The sequence below is a fragment of the Pseudomonas sp. LBUM1647 genome (assembly GCF_059716175.1).
Map to the genome: position 1 here is coordinate 6,317,335 of NZ_CP166809.1, position 18,804 is coordinate 6,336,138.

The 18,804-nt window shown below is 59.2% G+C and carries 15 protein-coding genes; 3 read left to right on the forward strand and 12 right to left on the reverse strand.

Features of this window, described 5'->3' with window-relative positions; genetic code table 11:
* Positions 1 to 47: 47 nt before the first annotated feature.
* The 8 genes from fdhA to ACA059_RS29280 form a co-directional block, all read right to left on the reverse strand.
* Complete coding sequence (gene fdhA / locus ACA059_RS29245) at positions 48 to 1,247, reverse strand: formaldehyde dehydrogenase, glutathione-independent (RefSeq protein ID WP_007947729.1); 1,200 nt, start codon at positions 1,245 to 1,247, stop codon at positions 48 to 50.
* A gap of 207 nt (positions 1,248 to 1,454) precedes the next feature.
* Positions 1,455 to 2,312, reverse strand: coding sequence for a formyltetrahydrofolate deformylase (gene purU / locus ACA059_RS29250; RefSeq protein ID WP_497631890.1), 858 nt, complete (start codon positions 2,310 to 2,312; stop codon positions 1,455 to 1,457).
* A gap of 201 nt (positions 2,313 to 2,513) precedes the next feature.
* Positions 2,514 to 3,146 (reverse strand): sarcosine oxidase subunit gamma, encoded by a 633-nt coding sequence (locus ACA059_RS29255; protein ID WP_497631891.1) that lies wholly within the window; start codon positions 3,144 to 3,146, stop codon positions 2,514 to 2,516.
* A gap of 183 nt (positions 3,147 to 3,329) precedes the next feature.
* A complete protein-coding gene (locus ACA059_RS29260) occupies positions 3,330 to 6,347 on the reverse strand; it encodes a sarcosine oxidase subunit alpha (protein WP_497631892.1) in 3,018 nt (1,005 codons plus the stop codon).
* Entirely contained in the window at positions 6,344 to 6,673 is a 330-nt protein-coding gene (locus ACA059_RS29265; RefSeq protein ID WP_008147095.1) for a sarcosine oxidase subunit delta, read from the reverse strand. Before ACA059_RS29265 ends, ACA059_RS29260 begins: the two co-directional genes overlap by 4 nt.
* Positions 6,674 to 6,687: 14 nt before the next feature.
* Positions 6,688 to 7,938 carry a sarcosine oxidase subunit beta gene (locus ACA059_RS29270; RefSeq protein ID WP_007947735.1) on the reverse strand — a complete coding sequence of 417 codons (1,251 nt, stop codon included), beginning with the start codon at positions 7,936 to 7,938 and terminating at the stop codon, positions 6,688 to 6,690.
* Positions 7,939 to 7,961: 23 nt separating this feature from the next.
* A complete protein-coding gene (gene glyA, locus ACA059_RS29275; RefSeq protein ID WP_497631893.1) occupies positions 7,962 to 9,215 on the reverse strand; it encodes a serine hydroxymethyltransferase in 1,254 nt (417 codons plus the stop codon).
* A gap of 284 nt (positions 9,216 to 9,499) precedes the next feature.
* Positions 9,500 to 10,219, reverse strand: a complete 720-nt coding sequence (locus ACA059_RS29280; RefSeq protein WP_497631894.1) for a TraX family protein — start codon at positions 10,217 to 10,219, stop codon at positions 9,500 to 9,502.
* Positions 10,220 to 10,352: 133 nt separating this feature from the next.
* Here ACA059_RS29280 and ACA059_RS29285 point away from each other — a divergent pair, with 133 nt between their 5' ends.
* Positions 10,353 to 11,393 (forward strand): threonine aldolase family protein, encoded by a 1,041-nt coding sequence (locus ACA059_RS29285; protein ID WP_497631895.1) that lies wholly within the window; start codon positions 10,353 to 10,355, stop codon positions 11,391 to 11,393.
* Positions 11,394 to 11,651: 258 nt separating this feature from the next.
* Positions 11,652 to 12,476, forward strand: coding sequence for an SDR family oxidoreductase (locus tag ACA059_RS29290; protein ID WP_497631896.1), 825 nt, complete (start codon positions 11,652 to 11,654; stop codon positions 12,474 to 12,476).
* A 107-nt stretch (positions 12,477 to 12,583) separates the two neighbouring features.
* Here ACA059_RS29290 and gbcB read toward each other — a convergent pair whose 3' ends face one another.
* Complete coding sequence (gene gbcB, locus ACA059_RS29295; RefSeq protein WP_497631897.1) at positions 12,584 to 13,684, reverse strand: glycine betaine monooxygenase reductase subunit; 1,101 nt, start codon at positions 13,682 to 13,684, stop codon at positions 12,584 to 12,586.
* Between the two features lie 281 nt (positions 13,685 to 13,965).
* On the opposite strand from gbcB, the gene gbca reads away from it, so the two are divergent.
* Complete coding sequence (gbca, locus tag ACA059_RS29300; RefSeq protein ID WP_497631898.1) at positions 13,966 to 15,261, forward strand: glycine betaine monooxygenase oxygenase subunit; 1,296 nt, start codon at positions 13,966 to 13,968, stop codon at positions 15,259 to 15,261.
* 786 nt (positions 15,262 to 16,047) lie between these two features.
* On the opposite strand, the gene ACA059_RS29305 is transcribed toward gbca, so the two are convergent.
* The 3 genes from ACA059_RS29305 to etfB all read right to left on the reverse strand — a co-directional run bounded on the left by ACA059_RS29305 (position 16,048) and on the right by etfB (position 18,797).
* The gene (locus ACA059_RS29305; RefSeq protein ID WP_497631899.1) at positions 16,048 to 17,229 is read right to left on the reverse strand and encodes a retropepsin-like aspartic protease; all 1,182 of its coding nucleotides are present in this window, start codon (positions 17,227 to 17,229) and stop codon (positions 16,048 to 16,050) included.
* 94 nt (positions 17,230 to 17,323) lie between these two features.
* Positions 17,324 to 17,890, reverse strand: a complete 567-nt coding sequence (locus ACA059_RS29310; protein ID WP_497631900.1) for a GNAT family N-acetyltransferase — start codon at positions 17,888 to 17,890, stop codon at positions 17,324 to 17,326.
* Between the two features lie 136 nt (positions 17,891 to 18,026).
* Complete coding sequence (gene etfB, locus ACA059_RS29315) at positions 18,027 to 18,797, reverse strand: electron transfer flavoprotein subunit beta (RefSeq protein WP_123368597.1); 771 nt, start codon at positions 18,795 to 18,797, stop codon at positions 18,027 to 18,029.
* Between the last annotated feature and the right edge of the window lie 7 nt (positions 18,798 to 18,804).

Genomic DNA, 18,804 nt, shown 5'->3' on the forward strand with positions numbered 1-18,804 from the left:
CTAAAAAAACGGCGACCCAGGGTCGCCGTTTTGTTTTGCCTGAAGCCTTACGCCGCACTAAACAACTTGTGCGGATCAATCACAAACTTCTTCGGTACGCCCGCATCAAACTCGCCATAACCACGTGGCGCGTCATCCAGACTGATCACCTCAACACCCACAATGTCGGCAATGTGGATACGGTCCCACATGATCGCCTGCATCAGCTGGCGGTTGTACTTCATCACTGGCGTCTGGCCGGTGTGGAAGCTGTGGGATTTGGCCCAGCCCAGACCGAAGCGAATGCTCAGGCTGCCCATTTTAGCGGCTGCATCGACTGCACCCGGATCTTCAGTCACGTACAAGCCTGGGATACCGATCTTGCCAGCAACCCGAACCACGCCCATCAGCGAGTTGAGCACGGTAGCCGGAGCTTCGTGTTTCACGCCGTCATGGCCGTGACCACGCGCTTCGAAGCCCACGGCGTCGACGGCGCAATCCACTTCTGGCTCGCCCAGCAGTGCAGCGATCTGTTCGTGCAGCGGGGTGTCCAGGGACAGGTCGGCAATTTCGAAACCCTGAGCCTTGGCGTGCGCCAGGCGGACGGTGTTGACGTCACCGATGATCACCACGGCCGCGCCCAACAGGCGAGCGGAAGCGGCAGCGGCCAGACCGACAGGACCGGCACCGGCGATGTACACGGTGCTTCCCGGGCCAACGCCGGCCGTCACTGCGCCGTGGTAGCCGGTCGGCAGGATGTCGGAGAGGCAAGTCAGGTCGCGGATTTTTTCCATCGCGCGATCGCGATCCGGAAGTTTCAGCAGGTTGAAGTCGGCATACGGCACCATCGCGTATTCAGCCTGGCCGCCGGTCCAGTCGCCCATGTCGACATAACCGTAAGCACCGCCCGGACGCGCCGGGTTAACGCTCAGGCAAACACCGGTGTGCATTTCCTTGCAGGAACGGCAGCGCCCGCAAGCGACGTTGAACGGCACCGACACCAGGTCGCCGATTTGCAGGTTTTCGACGTCGCTGCCCTTCTCGATCACTTCACCGGTGATTTCGTGACCCAGTACCAGGCCGGTTTGAGCCGTGGTACGACCGCGCACCATGTGCTGGTCGGAACCACAGATGTTGGTGGAAACCACACGCAGGATGACAGCGTGGTTAATCTTCCTGCCGCGCGGGTCCTGCATTTTCGGATAGTCGATTTTCTGTATTTCGACTTTGCCATTGCCGAGATACACCACACCACGATTGCCAGACATGCTTTCACCTCGCTGTTGTTTTTATGTAGCGGTCGCGTCGCCATGAATCGGCGGCGCGTTGATTGCTCGGGTTATTGCCTGTGTCTTTTTGCGTTGTCTGTTGTGCCGCCATCGCGAGCAAGCTCGCTCCCACAGTGGATCGGGGCGTACACAAGGTCTGCGAACCACACAAAACCCTGTGGGAGCGAGCTTGCTCGCGATAGCGATCTAAAGAACGACGGTGCGATTGGCGTTCAAAAACACGCGTCGCTCAATGTGATATCCAACCGCCCGCGCCAGGGTCAGCCCTTCGATATCCCGCCCCTTGGCTATCAAATCTTCGGGGTAGTGACTGTGGTCCACAGCCTCTACGCCCTGGGCGATAATCGGGCCTTCGTCCAGGTCGTTGTTGATGTAGTGCGCCGTGGCGCCCACCAGTTTCACGCCCTTGTTGTAGGCCTGGTGATAAGGCTTTGCGCCCTTGAAACCCGGCAGCAGGGAGTGATGGATGTTGATCGCCTTGCCGTCGAGTTTGCGGCACAGCTCTGGCGACAGGACTTGCATGTAGCGGGCAAGGATCACCAGTTCGGCGCCGGACTCTTCGATCACCTGCCAGACCTGACGCTCTTGCGACGGTTTGTCGTTCGGGTCGAGGGGGAAGTGGTAGTACGGAATCTGGTGCCAGTCCGCCAAAGGCTTGAGGTCCGGGTGATTGGAGACCACGGCGGCCACGTCCATCGACAACTGGCCGATGCGCTGGCGGTAGAGCAAATCGTTGAGGCAGTGATCGGCCTTGGAGACCATGATCACCACTTTTGGCCGATAGTTCGGCGCGGTCAGTTCGAAGATCATGCCGAAGGCTTTACCACGCTCTTCGAGGCCGGCGCGGAACGCTTGTTCGTCGAAGCCGTCCGGTTGACGGAATTCCACGCGAATGAAGAAACGGCCCGAGAGCCGATCATCGAAGGAGTGGTGCTCGGTGACGTAGCAGCCCTGCTCGAACAGAAAGCGGGTCACCGCATCCACGGTGCCGAGGACGCTTGGGCAGTCGGCGGTCAGAATCCATGTGTCTGGGGCGCGGCTCATAGTGCGGTGACTCCTGCTGCAAATTGGGTGGTCACAGAGGACCCTGTGGCGAGGGGATTTATCCCCGTTGGGCCGCGAAGCGGCCCCAAAATCAGCAACCGCATTCCTTCAGAAAGAATACGGGTTCAGGTTCACGACTGCTTCGCAGCCGAACGGGGATAAATCCCCTCGCCACAAAAGCAGTCTTGACACAACACTGGGTCAGGCCTGAACGCTCAGGCCGTATTCGGCCGCAGCATCCTGCAACCACAACCACCAGTAATCCGAGAAGCTGCGACGAATCAGCAGTTCCCAAGTGTCCTCAGCGGTATGGCGGATCACCAATTGCGACTTGGCAAACACGGTGCCGACTGCCTTGCCGACCGGGAAGCTGTTGGGGTGCACGTCATAGCTGGTGGACTTCATCAGCACCTGGCGCACGTTCGGGCCGCTCAGTTCGAGGAGCTGCTGGCCGCCGCTGACGTTGGTGATCGCGATGTGCAGGTCGCCCAGCGCTTCACGCAGGTTTTGCTCGGCGGCGAATTCTTCACCGGTCGGCACGATCAGCAGCCATTCATCCGGCCCCATCCATTGCAGGCTGGTTTCGCCTTTGACGACGACGGTCAGCGCGCCCGGCAATTCGATACCGAGAGCTTTGTGCACACCGGCAGCGAACGCGGCATCGTGGCCATCGCCACGAATGGTCAGGTGGCCGAGGAGTTTTTTCTCACGCACGATCACGCCGGCGCTTTTGCGGCCCTTGCCCACCAGGCTTGGCAGGCCTGCGTGATGCAGCGACGACTCGGCCTTGGCCCCAGTGGTTGGGCGTTGTTGGTAAACATTGGCTGCGGTCATAAAGCACCTGTTCCTGAATTCTGTTGGTTCAATACCTTGTGGTGGCTGGTCTGCCGCCATCGCGAGCAAGCTCGCTCCCACAGTGGATTGATGCCTGACACAAATTTCTCGAGCGACTTCAATCCTGTGGGAGCGAGCTTGCTCGCGATGGCGGCAGCAGGCACCCCACAGGAGCCGAAGCAGTTAAATGTTCTGGCGATCACCCTTTGGATCGAAGAACACCGAAGAAACGATTTCCGCCTCGATCACGCTGCCATCGGCCAGCGGTGCGAACACGCGCTCACCGATACGCTTCAAGCCGCCCTTGACCACACCCATGGCAAACGAATAGCCGAGGGAGTTGTGCAAGTAGCTGGAGGTGACGTGACCGACCATCGTCATCGGAATCGCTTGCTTGGTGTTGAACACCAGTTGCGCCCCTTCCGGCAGCCATTTGGTCGGATCGATCGGCTTCAGACCGACCAACTGTTTGCGCTGATCACGCACGCAGTCTTCGCGGTTCATGCCACGCTGGCCAATCCACGAGAACGGTTTGGTGCGACCGACACACCAGCCCATGTTCAGGTCATCCGGAGTCATCGAGCCGTCGGTGTCCTGCCCAACGATGATGAAGCCCTTCTCGGCCCGCAGCACGTGCATGGTTTCAGTGCCGTACGGGGTCAGGTTGTACTGCTTGCCGGCCTCGACGATTTTCTCGAGCACGCCCATGGCGTAGTCGGCTTGCACGTTGACTTCGTACGACAGTTCGCCGGTAAACGAAATCCGGAACACCCGCGCCGGCACACCGCCGACCAGGCCTTCTTTCCAGGTCATGAACGGGAAGGCTTCGTTGATCAGGTCGATGTCGGTGACTTCGCTGAGCAGCTTGCGGCTGTTCGGCCCGGACAGGGTCATGGTTGCCCAGTGATCCGTCACGGAAGTGAAGTACACCTTCAGGTCTGGCCATTCAGTCTGGTGGTAGATTTCCAGCCATTGCAGCACGCGTGCAGCGCCGCCGGTGGTGGTGGTCATCACGAAATGGTTGTCGGCGAGACATGCAGTTACGCCGTCGTCGAACACCATGCCGTCTTCTTTGCACATCAGGCCGTAACGGGCCTTGCCCACGTCGAGCTTGGTCCAGGCGTTGGTGTAGATGCGGTTGAGGAACTCGCGCGAATCCGGGCCCTGGATGTCGATCTTGCCCAGGGTCGAAGCGTCCAGCAGGCCGACGCTGTCGCGCACGGCTTTGCATTCGCGTTTCACGGCGGCGTGCAGGCCTTCACCGTTTTTCGGGAAGTACCAAGGACGCTTCCACTGACCGACGTCTTCGAACTCGGCGCCGTTCTTCACGTGCCAGTGATGCAGCGCGGTGAAACGAACCGGCTCGAAGATATGCCCACAGTGACGACCGGCCACGGCGCCGAAGGTGACCGGCGTGTAGTTCGGGCGGAACATGGTGGTGCCCATCTGCGGGATGGTCACGTTCAGCGAACGGGCGGCGATGGCCAGACCGTTGACGTTGCCGAGCTTGCCCTGGTCAGTACCAAAGCCCAGTGCGGTGTAGCGTTTGACGTGCTCGACTGACTCGAAGCCTTCGCGGGTCGCCAGTTCGATGGCGGCGGCGGTGACGTCGTTTTGCAGGTCGACGAATTGCTTCGGCGCACGTGCGGTGTTCTTTTCGTGCGGCACCTGGAACAGCGCCAGTGTTGGCTCTTCCAGACGGCTCAGGGCTTTCGGCAAGGTGCCTTCAACCACGCTGAAACCGGCTTCGCTGGCTGCGCGAGCGCCGCCTTCAAAACCATCGGCCAGGGAATCGCCAAGGCCGTAAACGCCATTGATGCCACCGACACACACGCGTTTCTGCGGAGCTTCGCCCGGTACGAAACCGAGGATGTCTTCACGCCAGATCGGCTTGCCACCCAAGTGCGACGCCAGGTGAACCACCGGGCTGTAACCGCCGGAGCTGGCAACCAGGTCGCATTCAAGCCACTCACCAGGACTGGTCACGGTGTGCGCTTTGACATCGATCGCAGCAACGCGAGCGGCGGTCACGTGCTTGCTGCCACGCGTCTCGATCACGGCGCTGCCGGTCAGGATGCGGATGCCTTTGGCGCGCGCTTCTTCAACCAGCGCACCGCGCGGATTGCTGCGGGCATCGGCAATGGCCACGACTTGCAGGCTGGCGTCGAGCCAGTCCAGAGCAACGCGATAGGCGTGATCGTTGTTGGTCGACAGCACCAGTTTTTTGCCCGGTGCCACGCCGTAACGACGCACGTAAGTCGACACAGCGCCGGAGAGCATGTTGCCCGGCACGTCGTTGTTGCCGTAAACCAGCGGACGCTCGTGAGCGCCGGTCGCCAGCACTACACGCTTGGCGCGAACCCGGTGGATGCGCTGACGGACCTGGCCAATCGGGGCGCGGTCGCCGAGGTGATCGGTCAGGCGCTCGTGAATAGTCAGGAAGTTATGGTCGTGGTAGCCGTTGACCGTGGCGCGCGGCAACAGCAGCACGTCCGGGGTGTCCTTGAGCTCGGCGATGACGCTGGCGACCCACTCGCTGGCAGGCTTGCCGTCGAGGCTTTCGCGGGAGTCGAGCAGGCTGCCGCCGAACTCTTCCTGTTCATCGGCGAGAATTACGCGCGCACCGCTGCGGGCAGCCGCCAGCGCAGCGGCCAGGCCAGCAGGGCCACCGCCGACGATCAGCACGTCGCAGTGCTGGTTCATGTAGTCGTAGGTGTCCGGATCGTTCTCGGTTGGCGAGCGGCCAAGGCCTGCTGCCTTACGAATGTACTTCTCGTAAGTCATCCAGAACGATTGCGGGTACATGAATGTTTTGTAGTAGAAGCCCGGCGGCATCAGCTTGCCGCCGACCTTGCCGAGAATCCCCATCATGTCGTTGTTCACGCTCGGCCAGCCGTTGGTGCTGGTGGCGACCAAACCTTGATACAACGCTTGTTGCGTGGCGCGTACGTTCGGGATCTGCGTGGCTTCGGTCGCGCCGATCTGCAGCACGGCGTTCGGCTCTTCGGCACCGGCGGCGAAGATGCCGCGCGGACGGGAATACTTGAAGCTGCGACCGATGATGTCGACACCGTTGGCCAGCAAGGCCGCGGCCAGGGAATCGCCCTCAAAGCCTTTGTAGGTCTGGCCGTTGAAGGTGAAGCTCAGCACTTTGTTGCGGTCGATCCGTCCGCCGTTGGACAGGCGATTGATCTGGCTCATACCTTCTCTCCCAGAGCCGTGGCGGCCGCTTTCGGGCTATCGGTCTTGTCGGTGAATTGTGGCTTGGTGCCGATCTTGTAGGTTTCGAGAATCTCGTAGGTCACGGTGTCACGGGTGGCGTTGAAATACTGACGGCAACCGGCGACGTGATCCCACAGCTCGTGGTGCAGACCGCGAGGGTTATCGCGGAAGAACATGTAGTCGCCCCACTCCTCGTCGGTGCAGTTGGTCGGATCCAGAGGGCGCGGGATGTGCGCCTGGCCGGATGCGTGGAATTCCTCTTCGGAGCGCAGTTCGCCGCAGTGAGGACAGAAGATATGCAACATGGGGATTTCTCCTGTTAGTGGGCAACCGCAGCAGCGCCGTGTTCATCGATCAACGCACCGTTGTGGAAACGGTCGATGGAGAAAGGTGCAGCCAATGGGTGCATTTCACCCTTGGCCAGACTCGCGGCAAATACGTTGCCCGAGCCAGGTGTTGCCTTGAAGCCACCGGTGCCCCAACCGCAGTTGAAGAACATGTTCGGCACCGGGGTTTTCGAAATGATCGGGCATGCGTCCGGCGTGGTGTCGACGATGCCGCCCCACTGCCGGTTCATGCGCACGCGGGACAAGACTGGGAACATCTCGACGATGGCCTGAATGGTGTGCTCGATCACCGGGTACGAACCACGCTGGCCGTAGCCGTTGTAGCCGTCGATACCGGCGCCGATCACCAGGTCGCCCTTGTCGGACTGGCTGATGTAACCGTGTACGGCGTTGGACATGATCACGCTGTCGATAATCGGTTTGATCGGCTCGGACACCAGCGCTTGCAGCGGGTGGGATTCGATCGGCAGACGGAAACCGGCGAGTTTGGCCATGTGCCCCGAGTTACCGGCGGTCACTACACCGACGCGTTTGGCGCCGATGAAGCCTTTGTTGGTTTCAACACCGATGCACACGCCGTTTTCCTTGCGGAAGCCGATCACTTCGGTCTGTTGAATCAGGTCCACGCCCAGTGCGTCAGCGGCACGGGCAAAGCCCCAGGCCACGGCATCGTGACGGGCTACGCCGCCGCGACGCTGAACGGTGGCGCCCATCACCGGGTAGCGAGTGTTCTTCGAGCAGTCGAGGTACGGAATCTCGTCAGCCACTTGTTTGGCATCGAGCAGTTCGCCGTCCACGCCGTTGAGGCGGTTGGCGCTGACCCGACGCTCGGAATCACGAATGTCCTGCAGGGTGTGGCACAGGTTGTAAACGCCACGCTGGGAGAACATCACGTTGTAGTTCAGGTCCTGGGACAGGCCTTCCCACAGTTTCATCGCGTGTTCGTACAGGTGCGCCGACTCGTCCCACAGGTAGTTGGAGCGAACGATGGTGGTGTTACGCGCGGTGTTACCGCCGCCCAGCCAGCCTTTCTCGACCACGGCCACGTTAGTGATGCCGTGCTCTTTGGCCAGGTAGTAGGCAGTCGCCAGACCATGCCCGCCACCGCCGACGATGACCACGTCATAGACCTTTTTAGGGGTCGGCGTGCGCCACATTTTCTGCCAGTTTTCGTGATGGCTGAGGGAGTGTTTGAAGAGGCCGAAGCCCGAGTAGCGTTGCATAGTCATTTACTCCAAAACCGCGCTCAGCGATAAACCGGGAAGTCCGCGCACAGGGCCGAAACTTGCTGGGCAACATTGGCCTCGACATCGGCGTCGCCGAGGTTGTCGAGGATGTCGCAGATCCAGCCGGCAAGCGTGACGCACTGGGTAACCTTGAAGCCGCGAGTGGTCACCGCCGGGGTGCCGATGCGCAGGCCGGAGGTCACGAATGGCGACTGTGGATCGTTCGGGACAGCGTTCTTGTTCACAGTGATGTGGGCGCGACCGAGTGCTGCATCCGCCTCTTTGCCGGTGAGGCCCTGACGGATCAGGCTGACCAGGAACAGGTGGTTGTCGGTGCCGCCGGACACTACATCGTAGCCGCGTTTGATAAATACGCCGGCCATGGCCTGGGCGTTGTCGATCACTTGTTGCTGGTAAGCCTTGAAACCAGGCTCCAACGCTTCCTTGAAGCACACCGCTTTACCGGCGATCACGTGCATCAACGGGCCGCCCTGACCGCCGGGGAATACGGCAGCGTTGAATTTCTTTTCCAGCTCTTCGTTGGCCTTGGCCAGGATCAAGCCACCACGTGGACCGCGCAGGGTTTTGTGGGTGGTGGTGGTGACCACGTCGGCGTACGGCAGCGGGTTCGGGTACAGACCGGCAGCGACCAAACCGGCTACGTGAGCCATGTCGACAAACAGATAAGCGCCGACTTTGTCAGCGATCTGACGGAAGCGCGGGAAGTCCAGGGTCTTCGAGTAAGCGGAGAACCCGGCGATGATCATTTTTGGCTTGTGCTCGACCGCCATGCGCTCGACTTCGTCGTAATCGATCAGGCCGGTGGCGGTGTCGATGCCGTACTGCACAGCGTTATAGAGCTTGCCGGAGAAGCTGACTTTGGCGCCGTGGGTCAAGTGACCGCCGTGGGCCAGGCTCATGCCCAGCACGGTGTCGCCGGCCTGCAGCAGCGCAAGGAATACCGCGGCGTTGGCCTGGCTGCCGGAGTGCGGCTGCACGTTGGCATAGTCGGCACCGAACAGTTGCTTGGCGCGTTCGATGGCCAGCGCTTCAACCTTGTCGACGTGCTCGCAGCCACCGTAGTAGCGCTTGCCCGGATAACCTTCGGCGTATTTGTTGGTCAGGCCACTGCCTTGCGCTTCCATGACGCGTTTGCTGGTGTAGTTCTCTGACGCGATCAGCTCGATGTGATCTTCCTGGCGTTGCTCCTCGGCATTCATCGCCGCCAGCAGTGCATCGTCGTAACCCTTGATCTGGTCTTGCTTGCTGAACATCGCGTCTCTCCCAGCGGCATCTATGCGCCATTCGTCTCGGTAAGGCACTGGTGTTTCGACAGTGCCCTTTGAATGCGATGGTATGACCGGCGCAGACAGGCCAAATGCCTACGGACGCCACGCAAAGGTGCGTTTACGACATGGCGGGAAATGGCATGCCGAACACATTCCTCAAATCAGCAGAGAACCCTGTGGGAGCGAGCTTGCTCGCGATGAGGCCGTTACAGTCAGCATTGATGTTGCCTGACCCACCGCCATCGCGAGCAAGCTCGCTCCCACAGGGGTTAGGCGATTGTCTGTCGTACTGCGAGCAGCAGTAGAAAGTGCAACGGGTACAGCGCGTACGCCCAGCGACGCATCGGCGGTGGGGGTTTGAACCGCCCGGCATGTCGCAACAAGACCAACCCCAGCAATGGCGCGATCAGACAAGCGGCGATGCCGAGGATGGCTTCACTGTTGTGAAACTGCGCGGCGGAATACAGCACTGGCCACTGATTGGCTGCCAGACAGACCAATCCCGGCAACAGGCTGAAGTACCAGGGCCGCCCGATCACCAGCAACGTCGCCAGCGGCAACAACACGCCGAAGAAGCCGAACATCAGTCGCTCCGGGAACAGCGCCGCCAGCAGCAAGGCGCCGGCCGCCAACAGTCGCGTTTGCAGGGTTCGGTCCTGCCAGCCACGCGCCACCAGCAATCCCAGCACCAACGTGGGCAGCACGTTCAAGGTGTCGGGATCGGGAATGTACATCCGGTAGGGAATTTCGCTGATGGCGCTAAACAGCAGCAACCAGCCCATATAACGCCACTGGCCGTCGGTCGTCACGGCGCGGGCCCGCGCCAGGTTTGCGGCCATCGCCAGACAGAACCACGGAAAGGCCAGCCTGCCCGGAACATACAGAATATCGACGGAATAACCGACATATCGCAGGTGATCGAGCACCATGCTAAACAGCGCCAGCCACTTGAGCAGATCGAGTGCCCCATCCCTTGGCGTCATGTGCATAATTGCCCGTCGTCTTCGTATTTTTCTGTCAGACGCATCGCGTGTGCTCTCCGGATGATCTTCGGTAAAGTGCGCACCATCATTGACCACGAGGCTCTTCACCATAAGCGTCTCGACCACGGAAAGCAGGGCCATGACTGATAAGAGCCAACAATTCGCCAGCGACAACTATTCCGGTATCTGCCCTGAAGCCTGGGCTGCCATGGAACAGGCCAACCACGGCCACCAACGCGCCTATGGCGACGACGAATGGACCGCACGCGCGTCCGACGATTTCCGCAAACTGTTCGAAACCGACTGCGAAGTGTTCTTCGCCTTCAACGGCACCGCGGCCAACTCCCTGGCCCTGTCGTCGCTGTGCCAGAGTTACCACAGCGTAATCTGCTCGGAAACCGCCCACGTCGAAACCGACGAATGCGGCGCACCGGAATTCTTTTCCAACGGTTCCAAGCTGCTCGTCGCCCGCACTGAAAACGGCAAGCTGACCCCGGAATCGATCCGCGAAATCGCGCTCAAGCGCCAGGACATCCACTACCCGAAACCGCGCGTCGTGACCCTGACTCAGGCGACCGAAGTCGGCAGCGTCTACACCCCGGAAGAAATCCGCGCCATCAGCGCCACGTGCAAAGAACTGGGCCTGAACCTGCACATGGACGGCGCGCGCTTCTCCAACGCCTGCGCATTCCTCGGCTGCACGCCGGCAGACCTGACGTGGAAGGCCGGCGTCGACGTGTTGTGCTTCGGCGGCACGAAAAACGGCATGGCGGTGGGGGAAGCGATTCTGTTCTTCAACCACAAACTGGCCGAAGACTTCGACTACCGCTGCAAACAGGCCGGGCAGCTTGCTTCAAAGATGCGCTTCCTGTCGGCGCCTTGGGTCGGGATTCTGGAAAACGACGCCTGGCTCAAATACGCCCGCCACGCCAACCACTGCGCGCAGTTGCTGGCTGAACTGGTGAGCGACATTCCAGGCGTGGAACTGATGTTCCCAGTGCAGGCCAACGGCGTATTCCTGCAACTGTCGGAACCGGCGATCGCGGCACTGACGGCCAAGGGCTGGCGCTTCTACACCTTCATCGGCAACGGCGGCGCACGCTTCATGTGCTCGTGGGACACCGAAGAAGAACGCGTACGGGAATTGGCGGCGGATATTCGCGAAGTGATGTCCCGCTAAGCAGCAACCCGATCCCCTGTGGCGAGGGGATTTATCCCCGTTGGGCCGCGAAGCGGCCCCAAAACCATTCACCGCGATCTGTCAGACGAAATGAGGTCGCGGACTTTACGACGGCTACGCCGCCGAACGGGGTGGTGCGGCATTCCGATAAATCCCCTCGCCACAAGGTTCGCTCCCCCACTTTCCGCTTGCGTCAGCTCCATCGTCTACATTGTTTGTCGAGCCTTCGCTCACATAACAATAATCAGGAGCGCACGCATGTCTTTACAAGGCAAAACCCTGTTCATCACCGGCGCCAGTCGCGGGATCGGTCGCGAAATTGCGCTACGCGCCGCACGGGATGGGGCCAACATTGTGATTGCCGCCAAAAGCGCCGATCCCCACCCCAAACTGCCGGGCACGATTTTCAGCGTGGCGAAGGAAGTCGAAGACGCGGGCGGCAAGGCGCTGCCGTTGCAGGTGGATGTGCGTGATGAACTCGCGGTACGCGAGGCGCTGGCCCAAGCCCACGAACATTTCGGCGGCATTGATGCGCTGATCAACAATGCCGGCGCGATCAAGCTGACCGGTGTTCAACACATCGAGCTCAAGCGCTTCGACCTGATGCACCAGATCAACACCCGCGCCGTGCTGCTATGCAGTCAGGCTGCCCTGCCCTATCTGAAAAAAACCAATGGTCACATTCTTAACCTGTCGCCACCGTTGAACCTGGCGACGAAATGGTTCGCCCAATACAGCCCCTACACGGTGACCAAATACGGCATGAGCATGCTGACCCTGGGCATGAGTGAGGAATTTGCCAGTTATGGCATCAGCGTCAATTCCCTGTGGCCGCAGACGATGATCGCCACCGCCGCCATCGAGTTTCAGCTGGGGTCACGCGAGTCGTTCAAACACGCACGAACGCCCGCGATCATGGCCGATGCTGCTTACGCAATTCTGGACAGCAGTGGTCGCAGCATTACCGGGCGGTTGCTGATTGATGAGGAGGTTTTGAGGGAAAACGGGATGACGGATTTCGAGGGGTATCGGTTTGAACCGGACTCCACCGACAAACTGATAACGGATCTGTTTGTCGATTGACCTGTAGGAGCTGCCGAAGGTTCGGGCCGCGTTCGGACGATCTTTTGATCTTAAATGATCGCAGCCTCGTTGCACTCGACAGCTCCTACAGGTTCATTGTGCAACTATCAAAACTCGATACGCACGTCGCCCTTCGGCACGCTGCAGCACGAAAGAATGAACCCTTCGGCTTCGTCTTCCTCGGTGATCCCGCCGTTGTGGTCCATCTCGACCTCGCCACCCAGCTTCATCACCTTGCACGTCCCGCAGATCCCCATCCCGCAGGCCTTCGGAATCAACAGACCCAACTTGGCAGCCGCCGCATGCACGGTTTCCCCCGGCGCCACACGAATGCTTTTCCCGGACGCGGTGAATTCCACCTGGTGCAGGTCCGCGACGTCGATGTCCGGTGCGTCTGCGGCGATTTCGGCTTGTTCCACCGCATCGGCACGGGCTTCCGGTGGCGTAGCGCCGAACGACTCCTCGTGATAACGCGTCATGTCGAAGCCGACCGCTTCCAGCATGCGCTTGACCGCGTTCATATACGGCGTCGGGCCACAGCAGAAGACTTCGCGCTCCATGAAGTCCGGCGCCATCAGTTCGAGCATCTTGTGGTTCAGGTAGCCGCGATAACCGGCCCACGGCTCGCCCAGACCATGCTTCTCGCAGATCAGGTGCAGGCTGAAGTTATCGATCCGCGACGCCATGTGTTCCAGCTCGCGGTGGTAAATGATGTCTTTGGGCGAACGGGCGCTGTGGATAAACACCATGTCGACGTTGCCGTTGGTGTCGTAGAACCAGCGAGCCATCGACATGACCGGCGTGATACCGACGCCACCGCTGAGGTACAACACCTTCGGCGCGGTGAAGTCCATGGCGTTGAACAACCCGACCGGCCCGTGCACGGCCAGCTCCTGGCCTTCGTGCAGCGTGTCATGCAGCCAGTTCGACACTTTGCCGCCCGGCACACGCTTGATGGTCACGGAAAAGCTGTACGGCACCGATGGCGAGCTGGAAATGGTGTAGGAGCGCATGATCGGCACGCCTTCGATTTCCAGCTCCAGGGTGACAAACTGCCCCGGCTTGAAGAAGAACAGGATCGGCTGGTCGGCCATGAAGCAGAAGGTGCGCACATCCCAGGTTTCCTGGATGACTTTGACGCAACGGACGATGTGTCGACCATTGGCCCAGGTCTGGGTAGTTACCGGATTCAGGAAGCTGTTGGACATGCTGTTCTCCACCGCCGATGGTCGGCCTTATGTTGGCGATTCTGCGTAACGTGCGAACCACCCATTTACCTATCTGCGACATTCACATACTTATCGCGACCAGCCCGCAACTACCGGGGGTTGCGCGTCGGGAACAGATTGGGCCATGTCGCCCATGGATAAGGTTCCGGGCAACAGCGGCCCCACACTCGCTCCATACCAAGACACAATCTTTACACCTTGCGTAGCAAACCTGATCAGCCACTTTCGCGGCCACGTAGAGGGCCATGAGGAAACACACGATGGACGTCACCGCAAAAATCAGCCTGGGCGATCCGCTGGAACCCGCACGCAAGGCCACCGCGCAGATGCTGCAAGAGCGCGAGCGCACGTTCTCGCTGCCGCAGCCGTTTTACTCTGACGAGCGGCTGTTTGATATCGACATGCAGGAAATCTTCCAGAAAGAGTGGCTGATCGCCGGCATGACCTGCGAGATCCCGACCAAGGGCAACTACCTGACCCTGCAAGTCGGCAAGAACCCGATCATCGTGATTCGCGGCGCCGAAGGCGTGGTGCATGCGTTCCACAACGTCTGCCGTCACCGTGGTTCGCGGCTGTGCACTAGTGAAAAAGGCAAGGTCGCCAAACTGGTCTGCCACTACCACCAGTGGACTTATGAGCTGGACGGTCGCCTGCTGTTCGCCGGCACCGAGATGGGCGCCGACTTCGACATGAAGCAATACGGCCTGAAACCGGTGAACGTGAAGACTGCCGGCGGCTACATCTTCATCAGCCTGTCGGAAAATCCGCCAGCCATTGATGACTTCCTGTCGACGCTGAACCATTACATGGAACCGTACGACATGGAGAACACCAAGGTGGCGATCCAGACCACTTTGTTCGAAAAAGCCAACTGGAAACTGGTGCTGGAAAACAACCGCGAGTGCTACCACTGCAACGCGTCGCACCCGGAACTGCTGAAAACCCTGCTGGAATGGGACGACGTCACCGACCCGCGTGCCGATCAGGCCTTCAAGGACCACGTCGCCGCCTCCGCCGCTGCCTGGGAAGCCGAGAAGATCCCTTACGCCCACGCCAGCTTCGGCCTGCGTAACCGTATCGTGCGCATGCCGCTGCTCAAAGGCACCGTGTCAATGACCCTGGACGGCAAACAGGGCTGCGCCAAACTCATGGGCCGGATCAAAAACCCGGACCTGGGCTCGATGCGCATCCTGCACCTGCCGCACTCCTGGAACCACTGCATGGGCGACCACATCATCGTGTTCACCGTGTGGCCGATCAGCGCCCAGGAAACCATGGTCACCACCAAGTGGATCGTGCACAAGGATGCGGTCGAAGGCGTGGATTACGACGTGGAACGCATGCGCAAGGTCTGGGATGCGACCAACGACCAGGACCGTCGCCTGGCCGAAGAGAACCAGCGCGGCATCAACTCCACGGCTTACCAGCCAGGCCCTTACTCCAAGACCTATGAGTTTGGCGTGGTGAACTTTGTGGATTGGTACAGCGAGCGATTGCTGAACAATCTGGGCGCGGAACCTGCGCCTTACCTCAAAGGGGTTCCGGTTCAAGGCTAAAAGCAAAAGCATCGCGAGCAAGCTCGCTCCCACAGTGGTTTGAGGCGTACACACATTTTGTGAACGACTCGGCCAACTGTGGGAGCGAGCTTGCTCGCGATGGCGGTCTACCTTTCATCCCCTCCCTCGACTATTCCCTCCACACCTTAGAACTGTACGAAATATGATCTATTGCGTTCAGGACTATATGCAGCGTGGTTCCCAGCCTTCAGCAAACAACTTATCCACACCTTCGCCCACAGCTAATGGGGACAAGTGTGGATTCAGTGAAAACTTTCTCCACAGAAACTGAAGAAAATCCGTGACTTATCCAGAAGCAGGGTTTTTAGCAGCGATTGGTTGTTTTTTGATCGAAAGCTTGAAAGGCACGTTATACGTGGCTTGCAGAGGATGGCGAACACCTTATCCACAGAAGCGCCAACAGACTTTGGGGGCAACTTGGGCGGATCTGTGGAAAACCGTTGGAAGCCGCGATAAATCGGGGTTTGCGTGAGGTTTATCGGTCTAAAACGACGATTTGATCGTTTTTTGACCACAAGCCTGATAAGCCCGTTTTATATGGTCTGTAGAGGACAGCGAACATCTTATCCACAGATGCGCTAACAGAGATTGGGGGCAAGTATTGGTTCGCGTACAAAGTTATCCTCTGGAAAAAGCCTGAAAAAACCGTAAGTTAGGCTGGTTGTTTTTTGTACGAAGGGTTGCAGGGCTTGATTTGTATGGGGTGTAGCAAAGGGCGAACATGTTATCCACAGAAGCGCTAACAGGGATTGTGGGTAACCGGGATCAGGTCCTGTTGAAACACGACCAGCCCGAGTCGATATCCAGATTCAACTCAAAGTCATTGAATGCACCCCACCCAAGCAAAAGCGAAGGCACGTACTGACCCAGCAACAACGACGGAGGAATCGTAAAGTCCGGGTAGTAGTTGTAGGTGATCCGTTGGATATGGCCCGACAGGCTCAATTCACCCTTGAAGGTTTGGGAACGCGGCTTATCGGTGACATGAATGGGTGAGTTGCCCGGCGAGGACGACGTCAGGTAATCAACATTGCCGGTGTCAATAATCGCCGGCGTGGCCCGACGATCCAGGCGTGCGGCAATGGTCAGTCTTTGATTGATATCGATACGCGCATAGGTAATTTGCGAATCACATCGCGCGGGAGGTTCGGCGTTAACCTTCAGGGATCTTTTCGTGACCTTCAAACGCCCCAACTTACCGATCAGATCAAGCCCCAGTAAGTTATCCCGGTCGCTGACAAACACCAGGACGTTTCTGAACTCGCTTGAGCCTATCTTTAAAGACTCAAAGATCCCGAGTTTGGCAGACAGGTCACGTTCACCATAAAACGTGCTGTAGCCATAGTGAGAGTCGGTTAATAACCTGACTCCCATCAGCTTCGCGGTTTCGTGGTTGACCCGGGTTTGCGGTGCGCCGGTGTCCAGAATGAAGCGTGACGAGACACCATTGGCCGCTTTGACATCGAGGTAGGGCAGCACCTCGTCAGTCACGTGACCGTCGCTGGCGTAAGGATGGATCACAAGTACTTCGTGGCGCTTCGCTCTTGTTACCGAAAAATCGCCGACCGCCCGCAGTGTCGCAAGGGACTCGCTGCCGAACATGGAAAACATCGCGTTGAGCTCAGGGTCATTCGCGATTGCCTGAGCATGACGACGCTTGATCGCCAGATAGTAGTCGGGAAGCTGGTTTGCGGTTTTGGCCTCGAACATTCGGGCGAAAACGGACACTGAACAATTCAGGTTTTTTTCAGCATCCAGCACCTTGTCGCATTGCTGTTTCAGCTGCACCAGGGTGGCTTTTTGTCCCTGTTCAGACTCCAGCCATTTATAAAAATCCGGATCTTCCTTTCTGGTATCAGCTATCGAACTCGTGGTTACAACCAGAAAAAACACAACAAGCATCACGCCACAGATCAGACATGTCTCACGTCGACTGACCGCTCCCATGTTCAACCCATGCTTGAAAACGAGTTTGAGGAATTAGCGCTGCTGCCACCCCGCCCTGCTCATGGAAAGCCAGCTCATAGAAAAATGTAGCTCATCAGGGCCGATACATCAGATACGCCTCACCCGTGACCCGAATCATCGGATGGGGAGTGATCTGGCAGGTATCGACGATACGAAAGCCATGTCGCTCATAAAACCGACGGGCGCCGGTGTTCACCGCGTAGTCGATCAGGCTCAAGCCATTGAGCCCCAGCTGGTTGGCACGGTCGTAAGCGTAGGCGAGGAATTGCTTGCCCAGGCCCTGGTTTCGCCAGCCTTCATGAAGCGCCAGGCTGGAAATATAGAGGGTGTCGGGGATTTCCATTTTGGCGTAGGGCGCCAGCACCGGATCGGTCACAGGCGCCGCCAGCGGATCGTGACGCATCACGTAGCTGTGCATCATGCCAATGACGTTTCCCCGTGCCTCGGCAATGAGGCAGTTCTGCCAGGAAAAATCCACGTCTTCACGGGCATACCGACTGGCACCCACGTCCAGTAAATCCTGACCGGGTTGCGCCAGTTGGCTCCAGATGTAATCCGCAGCACCTTCTGACGAAATCTGAAACAAACGAGCAATCTCCCGCGCATCCGCGCGCAGGGCCGAACGAAATTCAACGGTCATTTATTTTCCCTTGAGGGAGCGAACCTGCTCCGGGCGGCGATCCGACGAATGCGATCTGTCAGTCACATTGATGTTGGATATGACGACCTCTTCGCGAGCAGGCTCGCTCCCACATTAGATCTGTATTGGTTATTCGTTAGCGGACCACGCCTTCTTCGATCAGTAACTTGAGAATCGCCTCAGCCCCCGCCTCGGCACTCAACCCTTTTAGCACCTGCCCGCCACCACCACTGGCCTTGGCCGTCGCAGCTTTCATCCGGTCCGCGCCGCTCTTGGCCTTGATCACCTTCAAGCGTTTAGGCCGTGGCTTGGCCGGTTGCAGGGTGGCGACCGCCAGCAGTTCATCGTCGATCACTTCGACTTCATCCGCCTGCAACACCCCGCGTCGAGCCGGGCCGTAGGCGCTCTGCCGAGGTTTCGGAGCAGCGTTATCCACAGTCGCGAGAAACGGCAGCCGCACTTTCAGGCGACGCCGTTGACCACGGGGCAAGGCTTGCAGCACCAGCGCTGAATTACCGTCAATGGATTCAACTTGAGCCAGCCCCACGACCAGCGGCCAGCCCAGGCTTTCGGCCAGCAAGAACGGCAGCATGCCCGAGCCTTCGCCGGTTTCTGCCTGGCTGCCGGTCAGCACGACTTGTGCACCGGCATCACGCAAATAGGCGGTTAACGCCGGCAGTGCATCGGCGCCTGAAGGTTGTTCAAGCACATGCAACTGTTCCAGGCCCATGCCCAAATAGGCGCGTAGTGCAGGTTCTGCGACGTCGCCGGCATGCAGCACTTGCAGGTTATCCCCAGCGAGTTGCAGGCCCAGTTCCACCGCCCGCGCATCCTGTTCCGCGCGACGTGGCCGGCCGGAGGTCGGGTGGGCGCCGATGGACACCAGGCTGATGATTTTCGTGCTCATAACCCTT

What these genes read in the sequence shown, in the direction of transcription:
- fdhA (WP_007947729.1), bottom strand. Translation starts at nt 1,247, where the DNA reads ATGTCTGGCAATCGTGGTGTGGTGTATCTCGGCAATGGCAAAGTCGAA.
- purU (WP_497631890.1), bottom strand. Translation starts at nt 2,312, where the DNA reads ATGAGCCGCGCCCCAGACACATGGATTCTGACCGCCGACTGCCCAAGC.
- ACA059_RS29255 (WP_497631891.1), bottom strand. Translation starts at nt 3,146, where the DNA reads ATGACCGCAGCCAATGTTTACCAACAACGCCCAACCACTGGGGCCAAG.
- ACA059_RS29260 (WP_497631892.1), bottom strand. Translation starts at nt 6,347, where the DNA reads ATGAGCCAGATCAATCGCCTGTCCAACGGCGGACGGATCGACCGCAAC.
- ACA059_RS29265 (WP_008147095.1), bottom strand. Translation starts at nt 6,673, where the DNA reads ATGTTGCATATCTTCTGTCCTCACTGCGGCGAACTGCGCTCCGAAGAG.
- ACA059_RS29270 (WP_007947735.1), bottom strand. Translation starts at nt 7,938, where the DNA reads ATGCAACGCTACTCGGGCTTCGGCCTCTTCAAACACTCCCTCAGCCAT.
- glyA (WP_497631893.1), bottom strand. Translation starts at nt 9,215, where the DNA reads ATGTTCAGCAAGCAAGACCAGATCAAGGGTTACGACGATGCACTGCTG.
- ACA059_RS29280 (WP_497631894.1), bottom strand. Translation starts at nt 10,219, where the DNA reads ATGCACATGACGCCAAGGGATGGGGCACTCGATCTGCTCAAGTGGCTG.
- ACA059_RS29285 (WP_497631895.1), top strand. Translation starts at nt 10,353, where the DNA reads ATGACTGATAAGAGCCAACAATTCGCCAGCGACAACTATTCCGGTATC.
- ACA059_RS29290 (WP_497631896.1), top strand. Translation starts at nt 11,652, where the DNA reads ATGTCTTTACAAGGCAAAACCCTGTTCATCACCGGCGCCAGTCGCGGG.
- gbcB (WP_497631897.1), bottom strand. Translation starts at nt 13,684, where the DNA reads ATGTCCAACAGCTTCCTGAATCCGGTAACTACCCAGACCTGGGCCAAT.
- gbca (WP_497631898.1), top strand. Translation starts at nt 13,966, where the DNA reads ATGGACGTCACCGCAAAAATCAGCCTGGGCGATCCGCTGGAACCCGCA.
- ACA059_RS29305 (WP_497631899.1), bottom strand. Translation starts at nt 17,229, where the DNA reads ATGGGAGCGGTCAGTCGACGTGAGACATGTCTGATCTGTGGCGTGATG.
- ACA059_RS29310 (WP_497631900.1), bottom strand. Translation starts at nt 17,890, where the DNA reads ATGACCGTTGAATTTCGTTCGGCCCTGCGCGCGGATGCGCGGGAGATT.
- etfB (WP_123368597.1), bottom strand. Translation starts at nt 18,797, where the DNA reads ATGAGCACGAAAATCATCAGCCTGGTGTCCATCGGCGCCCACCCGACC.